Here is a 13713-nt window from a genome sequence, read left to right as displayed (position 1 = left end):
AAAGCTCATAAACATCGGTGAGATGATCCTCAGGAGGATTCCGGTGGCCAATACGGTCTACTCGGCTACCAAACAATTCACTCAGGCCCTGGGCGGTGGTCAAAGCAAAGCATTCAAAAAGACAATCCTGATCCCTTACCCCAAAGAGGGAAGCTGGACGATTGCTTTTGTCACGGGTGAATCAACGGACACGGACGGAAAGGAATATTATCACGTTTTTGTTTCAACAACCCCAAACCCAACTTCGGGTTTTATGCTCATCGTACCCAAGGAAGATGCTGTCGATTCCAATTTAACAGTGGAGCAAGGTCTAAAAGCCGTTATTTCCGGGGGTATGTTGGCTCCAGAGAGAAATCAACTTCGATCAGCTACTGAAAAAAAACAAACCAGTTCGGGAAGCTAAGTGGGGTTAAGGAGGGTGAGACAGACAGCTCCCGAACTGGCCGTGGCACCTTACTCTACTGCCCATAGAGGAAAAAGTTCCGTGAAATCGGACGGTCGTCCCGCGAGAAATCCCCAGTGGGTCGGATGATCAGGCTCCTCGCCGTTCCCGTACTCAGCTATCTCGTAGGTTCCTTTCCAACAAGCATCGTAATGGGAAGAACCATCGGAAAAATTGACATCCGTGAGCACGGGAGTGGGAATGCCGGGATGACCAACATTTTGAGAGTCCTGGGATGGAAACCGGCGGTCGTGGTGGGAATCGGGGATGTTTTCAAGGGATGGTTTGCCACATCATTTGTACCACTCCTGGCCGTGGGGAGAGTGCCCCTGGAAGGTGTTACCGTCTTGCAGATAATGGCCGCTTCTGCAGCCGTCCTCGGTCATTCCTACACAATCTTTGGTGGATTTCGGGGGGGGAAGGGAGTGGCAACGTTCATGGGAGTGATCATTTCTCTTTTCCCCGCAGCAATCCCCTTCTGCCTGGCCACCTTCGTCATTGCCCTCATCAGCACTGGATATGTCTCGGTGGGGTCCATTGCCGCCGCCCTCATGCTGCCCATCGCCGTATTCTTCCTGTCCAGTGTGGGACTGGGAAACCCGGAATCCTCGCTGAAGATCTTTTCACTGGTGGTTCCCATTTTTGTTGTTTTTACCCACAGGAACAACATAAGAAGACTGAAAGAAGGGTCGGAAAATCGCTTTGACAGGGTGCGTGTTTTCCGCCGGACCGGTAAGTCCGGGCCTTTAGAATGAATTCGGCAATCGAATACGAATTGGATGGGTTATCCTACACGATTACCCCATCGTCCTCTTTCAACATGAGCTTTCTAACGAGCGGGATTGGCGGGGCACCAAAGGAGAGCAGCGTGTCGTGAAACCGTTTGGGTGAATAGGCGTTCCCTTCCTGTCTTTTCCAGTCATCGCGGAGTTTCAAGATCATGAGTTTTCCCAGCGTGTAATTCAGATAGCCAGGATCATAGGTTCCACGCTCTGCTTCCTTCCGTGCCGGCGTTCTTTCCATGTAAGCATTCTTCGTGAAAAACTCGGTTGCCTCCTCCACGGTCATACCTTGAGTGTGCATCTGGATGGCGCAGACGTATCTGCAGTTCCGGATGAGAGCCTCGGACAACTGAGCCAATCGGAATTCGGGGTCTTCCTCACGCCAACCTTCCTCCACCATCATTTCCTCCGCGTAGTGAGCCCACCCTTCCCAGAATGAATAGGCCCCCGAGAGCTTGGACACTTTTGAAGGTGCCCTTAGGGTGTGCAGGAAGTGGACAAAGTGTCCGGGATAGGCCTCATGAATGGATACGGCCTCTAACGTTGCATAGTCAAATTTGGTTAACCACTCCTCCTTTTCCTTCTCTGACCACTGAGGATTAACGTTCGTCACGTAAAAGAACGACTCGGTAGCTTTCTTCTCAAACGGACCGGGAGTGTCACAGATGGCAAAGGCCCATCTCATGAAACCGGGTGTCTCTTCAACCCGGATACGATTCTCGGAAGGGATGGTGACAATATCGTTTTCCACGATGAACTCGCGCATGTCCTCAAGAATGTCGCCAGTCTTCTCGATCAGTGACTCAGATGTGGGATGATTCCTGGCGATGGTCAGCATGGCATCCCTCGGGGATTCACCAGGCATATAGTCTGCCGCAACGGCCTCAAATCGGTCCCTGTTTCTTTCCAGGTCTGTCTCCCCAATTCTAAGAAGAACATCGAGTTCCATATCTACCATTTCCCCGAGTCTCAGCATGTCAATAAAGTTGAACCGACCGATGGCGAAACTCCCCGTTGCGCTGGGAAGCAATTTTTCTTTCATGTAAGAAATAGACTTGTCGAATCCCTTCGTCGCTTCAGTCACAGCCTCCTGCAAGTCTTGTTGCAGCCTGGCATCGCGAACATTTCTGAAGGCGTACTTCACATGCCTGGCGTAGAAATCTCGGTATCCCTGGAACGCTTCCATTGTGGTGGTGAGATTGATTCTTGGCTGCACGGGGCCCAGGTTGAACCGTTGCTGCTCCAGGAGGTGAGGTATCCGTTTCAGGTGACTGAGAGTGTGCCGAGCCCTGGTTGTGAGCGAGGCGTAGCTCCTTTTCAGATAGTGGCTTAAGTCCAGATGTCTCCCATAAGCGAGAGGATCGTTGGCCCACCATTTCAGTTGCTGGATCTCGAATAGTTCATAGCCAACCCTCACATCCAGTTGCCTTAGATCCGCTTGATCCTGGAGAGAAAGGCGGTTACCTCTTCCAAGCCTCTCCGCCTCGATTCCATAGAAACGGAGGCGTTTCAGGAAACCCATGATATTTTCATAACCCAGGTCAGGGGCCTTCCCCAGATATTCCGCCAGGCCCGCCTCTCGTCCCAACGTTGGGTTGAATTCGAAATAATCGTCGTAAAACCTGTCTACGAGATTATCAAGTTGATCGGATGGTGTCATCTTTTCGATTCACCCCTTTTTCACAGATCAGAATTTGTGTCCCATATCCACGTGCCATTGGCCAGATTGCCACTTTCCATTGTGGAATCCAAGGCCAAAATCAACTCTGAGAAGAAATGCACCCGGGACGAACATTCGCATTCCGATACCCACACCCGCGAGGGGACTTTTGTTCAACATTCTGGAAAACATGTCGTCAGCGGCACCCATGTCGACGAATTCGACCAGAATGAGTCCAAATTCCATTCTTGGACCGATGAGATGCTTCGGGATAAGAGTCTGTCTGAGCTCAAAGGAAGCGAAGTATTCGTTCAATCCCGCTCGGTCGGGATCCCTTTCGTACATTGCCGAATCCAGCAGGGCCCATCCCCGGATCGACTTTGATCCCCCTGCCATCATGATTTTGTAGGGGATGGAGACCCCAAAATACTTGTGGAAAAACAGAGATCCGCCCGCTACCCACTTTCTTCTTCCTTTAACTACCGTCCGGTAGAGACTGACCCGGCTGTCCCAATAAGCATTATGGGGAGAGGTTCTGTTCAACCCGATTTCTGGTCGCCATTCGTTGTAAATGACCATGCCGCGTGAAGGATCGATGTACAGGTCGCGTGTGTCGTAAATCACCTTGATTTTTGTCTGGAAATATTGGTGTTTGAGATCTTCCGTGCCGCGATCGCTGTAATCTGCCAATCTCTGCTCTACGCTTCCCGTTATCCACAATTTCCAATCGTAGCCGAAATAGCGCCCGAAGGTTACTTCTCCATCGCGCTCCCGGTAGGTGAACCCCAGGAAAGGATGCTCATACGAAGTGAAATATGCGTGGGCTTGCAGTGAAACATGGTCGCCGGTTATCCAGGGGTTCTGGAATTGAATCGTCCCGAACGCTTCCCCACCGGTAGCTGCAGCTGCCTGAAGTACTTCGTTCCTTCCCCGAAAATTCTTGATCATCACGGCGCCACCAAAAGACCATCCTTTCTCTTCCTGGAATATGATCACGGGAGCGGGAAAAACCCGCCACGCCTCCTCCACGTGATAAATGATCATTTCGGACCGGTCATCGTTTGGTACCTTTGAAAAAGAGACCTGGCTGAAAATCTCCAGATTATCGATCCTGTTTCGATCTTCCGCCGCTATGGTTGAGTCAAAGGGAGCTCCCACAGGATGCTGAATCTCCCGCCTTATCACGTAATCCTTAGTAATGCGATTCCCTTCAATTTGAATCTTCGCAACCACTGCGGAAGAATCAGGAGGCGGGGAAAACGCTGAAACAACAGAAACAACGAGAAGTGGAACCCGTACTCTCATCCGGTTGTTCTTGACAGGAAATCCTGGGGGAGAACGGACCGTTCGTGCATCATTGCCGGGAAGTGATTTTTGAGAGTTCCTCGTAAAGATGTATACTGCTCAAGATTCCCTTGTCATAGTTTTCCAGATCGAGCCATTCGTTTGGCGCATGAGCATTTTCTTCAGGCAAGCCAAACCCCACAAGGAGGCAGGGGATTCTCAGCTCCTTGACCAGAGTGTCCAAAAAGGGAATGGACCCTCCTTCCCGAATGAATACGGAGGGTGCCCCAAAACCTTTTTCCAGAGCCTTTCTCGCGGCTTCAAATGCGGGATGAGCGGTATCTGCCAGAAACGGCATCCCGCCATGCATTCGGGTGACGGAGACTTCCACTTCTGGCGGAGCCATGGACGCCACATGCGCTTCAAAGAGATCGCCAATTTTCTCCGGATCCTGGTCAGGGACCAACCGCATGCTTACCTTGGCATGGGCACTGGCCGGGATGATTGTTTTTACCCCTTCTTCCGTGAAGCCACCCCATATGCCGCACACATCCAACGTCGGTCGGCACCAGATGTTTTCCAGAACGGTGTAACCGGTTTCACCGAACAGCCTGGGGACCCCTATTTCCTTTCTGTAGGCCTCTTCATCGAAGGGGAGGGTCGCAAGGGCCTCCCTTTCATCGGGAGCAACATCGACCACATCATCGTAGAACCCTCTGATCAGGATACGCCCCTTCTCATCCTTCATATCGTTCAGCATTTCGGAGAGAGCCTGAATGGGATTCTTCGTTGCACCACCGAAAGAGCCTGAATGAAGATCTTGTTTCGATCCCCGCACGTCAATCTGGAAATAGGCCATACCCCGGAGTCCGTAACAAATCGAGGGCATCCCCTTCTTGTGCATGGGGGTGTCGGATATGACTGCCACGTCAGCCTTCAACAGTTCCCTGTGATTCTTCAAGAAGGAGCTCAGATTCTCACTTCCTATTTCCTCTTCACCTTCAATAATGAATTTCACGTTCAATGGAAGAGTCTTTTCCGCATTCAGCCACGACTGGACAGCCTTGAAATGAACGTAGACCTGCCCTTTGTCATCAACGGTTCCCCGTCCGTACATCCTGCCATCCCGGACATCTGGCTCAAAAGGGGGAGTTTCCCACATATCCAGAGGATCCACCGGCTGAACATCGTAATGTCCATAGAGGAGAACCGTTGGTTTTCTGGGATCATTAAGCCATTCTCCATACACAATGGGATGACCTGGAGTCTCAATGACCTCTGCACGGGTCAGTCCCATCTCGTTCATCCTGTCGCGAAGGAATACCGCACACCTTTTGACCTCGTGCCGGTGGTGGGCGCTACTGGAGATGCTGGGGATTCTGACAAACTCTTTCAATTCATCAATGAAATGGTTCAGATTGTTGTTGGCGTATTCAAGGACCGTGCCAGTATTCATGTCTCCCCCATTCTTGCGTTAGGGCTCCTAACCAAATCTATTCACGAGCAACGAAGTCCACGAAGTCACCCAAATGATTTCAGAAGACTTCAGTACGAACAGATAAGTCAAACCAGGTTCACCAATTTTCTCATGGAGCATAATTCCTCAACTTTCTAATTCTTCGTGTTCTTTGTGGCTAATTATTCAGACTAAGTTTCATACCTCACTTCATAAACTTCGATGGGGTTTTCCTTTCCTTTGACAGAGATGGACTTACGCTTCACAAGATCAAATTGGTTTGGGATGTCCAGCATTTCCACCGCACCTTTCGAAACGATTATTCTACCGGATTCTGCGGCGCTGCACAGCCGAGCCCCCAGATTGACGTTGTCTCCAAGTACAGTATAATCCATGCGATCACTGCTCCCCATGGCTCCCATCACCATGGGCCCTGCATTGATGCCGATTCCCACGCCTATCGGGGCGTTGTAGTCCCGGTTTAGGAGGGCCACCTTCCACTGCAGAGCTATACTGCAGTTGATGGCATCCTCCACCATACCCTCACCCTGGAAGACGGCCATCAATTCGTCACCGACAAACTTATCAATATCCCCATTGTATTGCTTCACAATTTGTGCCTGTTCGTTCAGGAACGTGTTCAACATTTCTATGACTGTTTCAGGCTCCACTCCTTCGGAGTATGCCGTGAATCCACGGATGTCGGAAAAAAGAACTGTCGCATTTCTGCGCTCACCACCCAGGGATACGCCTGAAAGGTCAGCTTTCTGAACAGCTTCCATCGTGCCTTCAGACACAAATTTTGTAAGGTGAAGACGTTCCCTCAGTCCTTGGATCATTCTGTTGATCTGCTGAGAAAGGATGCCGATCTCATCATTCGAGGCGACAGCAGTAGTCATCGCCAGATTACCTTGTCCCACCTGCCGCACTGTGTTTCCAATAGCCCTCAAGGGCTGGACAACTACAATCTTCATGAAAATCCGGAGTATGACTCCAACGGCAAAAACTGTGAAAACTCCTACCCCAACGGAAGAATATATATTCCGTCTGATCTCCCCCAGGATAGGTGCCATAGAGGTTGATACTTTCACGGCGGACCGGATTTTCCACCGACTACCGTAACGTTCATACTTCGGGTCACCCGGTTCTGGGGGTTTATGGCATGCCTGACACTTCTCATCATTTATCAATGGGATAATCTGGGTGAGATAGATTTCGCCGTCGTCCAAAACTTCCCGGTATTCCATTCGTCGTGGCCCGTCTCGGTCCTGTCTGTTTACCTCCAGAATCAGCTGTTCCACAGAATCGTCAAAGACTGCCTGAGTGAAGTGAGGGTCAGGAACATATAACTCCCGGACGATTCCTTCGGGGTGATTCCGTCCGTTGTCAAACACTTCGAATCTCTCCACCAGGGGAACTCTACGCACTCTGTCCACATAATCACCAGCATACATTGCGCGCTGCTTCAGCATCATATTCTTAAAGCCTGCTGCCGCCACCTCGTGTGGAATGTCTTCATGCCTCGCGGCATCGCTATCCACCGACAAAACGAGCATGCCACGTACGGAATGATCGGCACCGTGACAGATCTGACATTTCTCTTCGTTCTCCAGGCCGAAGATGAAGGTACGTTCGTCTTCTCGCGGGTAGAAAAGTGCCGATTCATTGGGGACACGTTTTGCAAAGGTGGCAGCCGCCTCTTCAAGAATCGGTTCAGGAACTTCATGCGTGTCATCTCCAAACGCGACATAATAACCGTCCCTGTCGTAGACTTGGGCCCGTGTCACGCCATCTACACTTTGGATAGTGCTCATGAGCCAATCGGCCTCTTCACCCTTTCCAGAGAGCATGAGGCTCTTGAAGGCTTCCGCTGCAATCTGAGCCGCGAGCTCAATCGATTGCTCCGCATCGTGTGAGAATTCCATCCTCAACGCGCCCCGCACAGTGTGATCGGTGCCATGACACTCCTGGCAAGCCTTTTCATTCTTCAAAAGCACATACTGACGCGAACCCTCCCGGGGTTTCTCGCCAGTGATGATGAACGGCGGAATGAGTGAGTCCTCGGCTACGCGAAACATGAATCGATCCGTCGCCGCAAAGATTTCTTTCGACTCATTGTTGAACAGTCTCACCTTCCCCACTTCTTTGAATTCTTCCCTGGCTTCTTCCACCAGTGACCTGACGTAGCTTGGACGTCCGGACATCATCATATTCCTGATTCCAGACTTCAAACTTTCGGCGAAGAGGCGTGACTGGATCCGGTGTTGCTGCAGGAGTGCGGCGGACTCAGCCTGGATCGTGTAAGTGACGTAAGAGCCGAAGCCAAGGGCCAGTCCCACCGCCAGGATCAGCAGGATCTTATATTCTAAGGGAGTCCTGGAAAACAGACCACGGATTCGGACCATGAATTGTTACGGTTTTCCCAGGAGCATGGCTTTAGGATGTGCTATTTGGGTGCTGCATATTCGATCTCTTTGCCACCTCGATGACACACCCAGCACTCTATCTTTGGAGCTTCTTCCCAATGCTTCATGCCCGCTTTTTTTGCCACCTTTTGGATCCCTACAAGTCGTTCATTGATGCCCAGCGTCATTCGAATCATTTCTCTTGCCACAACCTTGTGAGGGTTCTCATCAGACGGATAGTCTTTCAGATTATGACAAAACGTGCATTTTACACCGAGAGATTTAGCCACGGTGTTTTTCATGAACTCCACGATATCCTTCTTTGCTTCAAATGGCAGAACCTGGACGTTTTGTAATTCCTGGGCAGTGAGAGCCCCTTGAAGCGTCAGCAGGAATCCTGCAAGGAGCAGGAGTAATTTCTTCATTTCGTCCCCCTTTTTCAAAACCAGGTGTGAGATTGAACGAGGTACTCCGGAGCGGGCTGATCCATCCCCTGTGAAGTACGTGTGAGACGGACCTGGGCCCTCACCTCGAAAAAGGCCATGGGAAATATCTCCAGACCCACCGTATACCGCGTCAGGTCATTTCCTAGAAGATCCATATCTTCGTCGAAGAAGTCAAACTTACCCACTAAATTGACGCCCTGAATGGGCTCCACGATGAATTCACAGTAGGAGGCAAGGGAGGTGATTCCCCCATCCACCCAATTCTTGGCTACATCTACTTCCCCCAGAACGGTGAACCGATCTACAGAAATTCCACCAAAAGCCCCCGCCATTTGGAGATCTTTTTCTTTCATCACCGAGGCTCCTGCCAGACCCGAAAGAGGTCCGAGAGATCTGGAGTATTCCATCCTGGCCGTGAGGTTCTTGTCAGAAAGGCCCTGGAAGGATTGAAAACCTGTTTCGCCTCCGAAAACATAGGGATTCGAAATGCTGGCGGTCAAGAACAAATCTCTCAGTGTCAGACCCATCTCAAATATCCCAGGCATCTGAACCCTCGGAGAAAAGGGCATCCCCTCTTTAGAAAAGTCTTCACCATCAGACTTCGTGTGCCTCAGGGAGAGATTTCCACCCCGGACAAAGGAGGTATGATCATCCAGCCGAAGGCCGTAAGTCGCGATCTTGCGACCGATTTTGAAGTACCCATCCCCTGAGAAAAACTCCAGCATCGTCCAGAACTCTGGATAGCCGCGGATCAGGTCAAGCTTGGCATAGACGTGAATGGCCCGGCTGACAGTCAGATAACCATAGACATCACCCTGCATGGGGAAAAATGCCGCTTTTCGAACCGTGTCTCCCTCCGAATGGATCAACAGTTGAAGCCTCAGATCTGCCCCTGCCTGCAGGTGACCACCGACGGTACCTGTATAAGTTTCGTCAGTGAATTTCCTGCCCCATTGAATCGGTAGTTCGTCCATGGATACGATGGTGAGACCGTAGTGGTTTCGAAGTCCAGCACCGGTAGGACTCACGTGGCACGTGGCACAGGTGGTACCGTTCTTAACGGCGAAACGCGGGATGGAAAAAACAAGATTGGAGGAAAGGACCACTCCCAGAAAGATACGAAACACTCCAGGCATTTAGTTGTTTTGCGCTCCTTCTTCAATCCATGTTCTGATGAGGTCGATCTTGGCCTCCGGGAGCGGTGTTCCGCCCAGCGGCATTCGATCACCGTAACCCTCAACACCAGCAATCTTATTCCACAGAGCAGAATTATCGGCGTCGAACGGCTTAACCCGGAGGATCGGGGCATATCCGTACGAAGTAACATTCACCAGGAGCAAATAGCTGTTTCCCTCCGTCAGATCCAGCCCAGTTACGTGATCGGAAACGTGGCATCCTGTGAAGGCACAGTCGTTGTTGAAAATCGGTTGAACGTCATTTGAAAAGGTAACAGTGGCAACGGGAGTAACGGCGATCCCCGAGACGTTGATGGTGGCGTTTCCAGCATCCGGATCGTTGCTGTTTACAGTAAGTGTCGCCGATTTGACACCCAGGGAATCGGGCTCAAATCGAAGGTCCAAAGACGTGTCATTACTCGGATTCACGGTGACCGAATCCAGGGGTGTCAATATCTTGAAATCGCCCTTATCCGGCCCTGAGAGATCCGCAGAATAGATGACAAGATCGAGATCGCCCCTATTGGATATGACGACAGCCGTGTCCATGCTATCTCCCACCGTGAGGGATCCAAAACTCACGGAGGATGGCACCTCGATCGTTGCCTTTTCCTCGGATTCTTGCCCAAAATCAGAGCAGCTCAAGGCCAGGAGAAGAACAGTTGCGGCTGGCGCCATCCTCCCCACTTCCCAGTGGATCATTGCGGCAAATCTATTGGCATTCATACCACTTTTCAATCGTTTTGTCCTCTTACGCCTTTCCGGATGGTTGTGTTTCCTGGCAGTAGAGACTTCCGTACGCCTCAATTTAGAGCGACACGGGGGCGAACGCCACAACATCATTGCCACGCGGTCCCCCATTCTCCCTCGAGTCGGAGCGGAGGTCTCCACGATGGACTCCCGGCCGTATAAGAAAAGCCCCCAAAAGAGGGGGCTTTTTCAGTGAGTATCCGGATGAGAGGTAATTAACGGCCTCTTGCCATCTTGGCGCGGGACACATCTCCATCCTTGTCAATAAAATAGAGATATCCCGACTCTCTTGTCACACCGGCATTGGCCACCTTCTGGGCATTTCCGCCTCCCTTTCCGGCACGAGCCATCTTGGACCGCCAAACGTTGCCATCTTTTCCCAAATAGTACAGGTATCCTTTTTCTTTCTGAACGCGAACGATCCTGACTTTTTCAGCCATAGTTTGTCTCCTTTTTTAGGTTAAAGAATCTTTGGAATTGCTGCTCGACGAGAATTTTAGATTTCATCGTCGAGAAAGTCAAGGTTTTTCCTCTACCGGCTACATTTTAACTCCGACCCCATATGTGAGCACAAGCTCACCTCCAAGATAACCGGTTGCGGCAACGGCGAGGGCAAGGAGAAACAGAAAAAAGAGTGCAGCCGTATCGACCCTGCGGTCACCCGGGTATTTCAGGAAGAACCATACCCATGACACGAGAACGGCGAGAGACATCCAGACGGTAAACGTGGCAAAAGCGTCGTGCCGGGCCAAGAGAGCTTGCGCGGAATCTTCCAGGCTCCGGGTTGTGCTGGCCAGATGGGCGGCCTGTTCCCCAGAGAGTAAAGAAAAAAGGGCTGGCACAATGGCAAAACCGAGTATCCATAAGGGCGTACTCCGGCATACCCATGAGGATTTCAACATCGCGACGATTTGAAAGAAGAAGGCGCTGATGATAAGAGCAATAGGGAAATGGGTTATCTGCGGATGCCATGAGCCCATGATTATCGATTCCTGAGAGTTTCGGCCAGAGTGTGGATAGCGTCGAAAGAGGAGTATCGGTATCGAAAACCGGTTTCTCGCTCAACCTTTGTACCATCTATCGAACACGGGTATTGCATAAAACTGATCATCGATTTGGGCGCCTCGGACAGGAACTTCAGACGCAAGGTCCACCCCAGAGCAGTGAGAAACCGCAGTACCCCCGGACGAAGACTCACGGGTTTTCCTCCCATAATTCTGGCGGCCTCCGCCGGGTGGACCGTACTGGAGGGACCTAGATTGTATGCACCGGGAGGAGCTGCTGTTGCGAGCTGGAAGAGTGCTTCGGAAGCGTCATCTTCGTGAAGAAACTGCATCTCTTCTTCCAAATCCTTGACAAGAGGGACAATGGGTTTGCTCAGGTATCGTGAAATGAAATTGGAAATATTGGGTCCCGCAACAAGGGCTGGCCGGGCAATGACCACCTCTGTCTTGGGAGACCTTGCCTGGAAATCTCTCAAACGATCTTCTATGATCGTTTTGTCTCTTGAGTATTGAAAGTCTTTGTTACCCCTTAACGGTTGGTCTTCGGTTATCCAGACGGGATTATCGGGATGAGCACCATACGCGGTATAGGAACTCGTTACGAGAAGACGTTTCGTTCCATACTTCTCTATGTGAGCGAGTACGTTCTCGAGACTGCTCACGTTTACCCTGTACATTTTGTCTGAGTCATGAATTGGATCCAGAACGAACACCAGGTGAACTACCGTGTCTATTTTGTGGTGGTCGAAAATATGTGACAGGTCGCCGACGCAGTCTTCCTGGTAGAAGGTGAGTTTTGAAAAGGACTCCCTCGGTTTGACGAGGTCAACTCCGATGACTTCAGCAACCGAATCCGCCTTTTCGCTCCTCCGGCAAAGCTCTGTACCCAAGTATCCGGACGATCCTGTGATTAGTATTCGCATCCCGACGTCCATGGCTGTTCAAATTTAGTATACCGGAAAGAAAAAGAGAAAGGTCCTTCGATTGTGGGATCGGAAAGGATCCCCCCCCTCATTCTTCAGCCATTTCCCCTTGACTCTTACGTGATGTCACGGTAAGGTCAGTGGAATTGCCCGGCACTGGCAGGAGTGCGGGGAACCAGCGAAAACCCGGAAGGGAGGCGACCATGGGCTATATCGTAACAGCAGTTTCGATCATACTGTTGACTGCCAGAACCAGTTTCACACAAGGACCAGAGCAGGGACAACGGCAGGTTGCCCTGCATCTCAAGCGTGAGATCCGGAAGACGGTGGAGGTGCAGTACCTGCTGTACGTTCCTCCCGACTATGAAAAAGGCGATGGGAAGTGGCCGCTGTTGCTCTTCTTACACGGTATGGGCGAACGGGGGAATGACCTCGAACGGGTGAAGATTCACGGTCCTGCGAATATGATTTCCCAGGGTGAGGACTTCCCATTCGTCGTGGTGTCCCCCCTGTGTCCCAGGGACCAGTGGTGGGAAGTGGACGCACTCACCGTGGTCCTGGATGCCGTGATAGAGCAGTATCGAATCGATGAAAATCGGGTGTACGTAACAGGTCTCAGCATGGGCGGCTATGGTACATGGCGCCTTGCGTATACCAATCCCGGCCGCTTCGCGGCAGCGGTGCCGATCTGTGGCGGTGGAGACCCTGAGAAGGTACACTTGATGGCGAACGTTCCCACATGGGTATTCCATGGGGCAAAAGACAAGGCCGTACCCCTTGAGATGTCGCAAGAAATGGTTGATGCTCTCAAGGCCGCAGGCGGTGACGTCCGGTTCACGGTGTACCCGGAGGCGGGACACGTGGAAGCCTGGGAGAATGCGTACGGTGATCCTGGGCTCTGGGAGTGGCTGGCCAGCCAACGACGAAGGGATTAGAGCTACTCACCGATTGTGCGGCAGGGTTACTCCTCCCCCAGCGTGGATAAGGAGCAGATAATCGTCAGGGTACTGCTCCAGAAGCCGTTCAATCTCCTCGATTCTACTGGTCAAGATTTGTCACCCCTGGTGCTCCTACCAGGGTCTTGACCAAAAAATAATACAGAATGGCTCGCAGAACTGCGCAATACTGCTGTGAGGAACAAACCTAGAACAGTGATGCCTAGGAGAGTCTCCCGGAGGGACTCCTCCGACCCGAAGAGTCTCATACTGAGGAGGAACTCCTGTGAACATGATCTATTTGTAAGTGGCTTACGGCGTTCTGTGACCATACGTGACCATCCTGCCAACGAAAATGTAAGAAATAGATCGGAGAAGATTGAGGTCAAAAATGACCATGGCTCGTGAACCACCTGAGTTTTACGAAAGTCCCTATGAACAACCTCTACTC

General features: G+C 51.3%; 13 protein-coding genes. 3 read left to right on the top strand and 10 right to left on the bottom strand.

Annotated features, from left to right (window positions below):
• On the top strand, nt 1–403 hold a 403-nt coding region (locus V3U24_10910), incomplete at its 5' end, for a DUF502 domain-containing protein (protein MEE9167952.1).
• 125 nt (nt 404–528) lie between these two features.
• Entirely contained in the window at nt 529–1197 is a 669-nt protein-coding gene (gene plsY, locus V3U24_10905; protein MEE9167951.1) for a glycerol-3-phosphate 1-O-acyltransferase PlsY, read from the top strand.
• A 34-nt stretch (nt 1198–1231) separates the two neighbouring features.
• Here the strand turns inward: plsY and V3U24_10900 are convergent, their stop codons facing one another.
• The 10 genes from V3U24_10900 to V3U24_10855 all read right to left on the bottom strand — a co-directional run bounded on the left by V3U24_10900 (nt 1232) and on the right by V3U24_10855 (nt 12327).
• Nucleotides 1232–2884, bottom strand: a complete 1653-nt coding sequence (locus V3U24_10900; GenBank protein MEE9167950.1) for a DUF885 domain-containing protein — start codon at nt 2882–2884, stop codon at nt 1232–1234.
• 27 nt (nt 2885–2911) lie between these two features.
• The gene (locus V3U24_10895) at nt 2912–4189 is read right to left on the bottom strand and encodes a BamA/TamA family outer membrane protein (GenBank protein ID MEE9167949.1); all 1278 of its coding nucleotides are present in this window, start codon (nt 4187–4189) and stop codon (nt 2912–2914) included.
• Nucleotides 4190–4238: 49 nt separating this feature from the next.
• Nucleotides 4239–5624, bottom strand: a complete 1386-nt coding sequence (locus V3U24_10890) for a dipeptidase (GenBank protein ID MEE9167948.1) — start codon at nt 5622–5624, stop codon at nt 4239–4241.
• Nucleotides 5625–5815: 191 nt separating this feature from the next.
• Nucleotides 5816–8029, bottom strand: a complete 2214-nt coding sequence (locus V3U24_10885; protein ID MEE9167947.1) for an adenylate/guanylate cyclase domain-containing protein — start codon at nt 8027–8029, stop codon at nt 5816–5818.
• Between the two features lie 41 nt (nt 8030–8070).
• The gene (locus V3U24_10880; protein ID MEE9167946.1) at nt 8071–8454 is read right to left on the bottom strand and encodes a c-type cytochrome; all 384 of its coding nucleotides are present in this window, start codon (nt 8452–8454) and stop codon (nt 8071–8073) included.
• A 14-nt stretch (nt 8455–8468) separates the two neighbouring features.
• Nucleotides 8469–9611, bottom strand: a complete 1143-nt coding sequence (locus tag V3U24_10875) for a hypothetical protein (GenBank protein MEE9167945.1) — start codon at nt 9609–9611, stop codon at nt 8469–8471.
• The gene (locus tag V3U24_10870; GenBank protein ID MEE9167944.1) at nt 9612–10541 is read right to left on the bottom strand and encodes a choice-of-anchor D domain-containing protein; all 930 of its coding nucleotides are present in this window, start codon (nt 10539–10541) and stop codon (nt 9612–9614) included. It abuts the gene before it with no gap.
• A gap of 74 nt (nt 10542–10615) precedes the next feature.
• Nucleotides 10616–10840 carry a hypothetical protein gene (locus V3U24_10865; protein MEE9167943.1) on the bottom strand — a complete coding sequence of 75 codons (225 nt, stop codon included), beginning with the start codon at nt 10838–10840 and terminating at the stop codon, nt 10616–10618.
• Nucleotides 10841–10939: 99 nt separating this feature from the next.
• On the bottom strand, nt 10940–11380 hold the full coding sequence (locus V3U24_10860) for a DUF2231 domain-containing protein (GenBank protein MEE9167942.1): 441 nt from the start codon (nt 11378–11380) through the stop codon (nt 10940–10942).
• 2 nt (nt 11381–11382) lie between these two features.
• Nucleotides 11383–12327: an NAD-dependent epimerase/dehydratase family protein gene (locus tag V3U24_10855; GenBank protein MEE9167941.1), complete on the bottom strand. Its 945-nt coding sequence runs from the start codon at nt 12325–12327 to the stop codon at nt 11383–11385.
• A 203-nt stretch (nt 12328–12530) separates the two neighbouring features.
• Between V3U24_10855 and V3U24_10850 the strand changes: the two genes are divergently transcribed.
• A complete protein-coding gene (locus tag V3U24_10850) occupies nt 12531–13262 on the top strand; it encodes a prolyl oligopeptidase family serine peptidase (GenBank protein ID MEE9167940.1) in 732 nt (243 codons plus the stop codon).
• The last annotated feature ends 451 nt before the right edge of the window (nt 13263–13713 follow it).

The organism is Candidatus Neomarinimicrobiota bacterium, assembly GCA_036476315.1.
Taxonomy (GTDB): domain Bacteria; phylum Fidelibacterota; class Marinisomatia; order Marinisomatales; family S15-B10; genus JAZGBI01.
The sequence above is the reverse complement of the archived record's forward strand: the minus strand, read 5'-3'. Positions and strand labels throughout refer to the sequence as shown.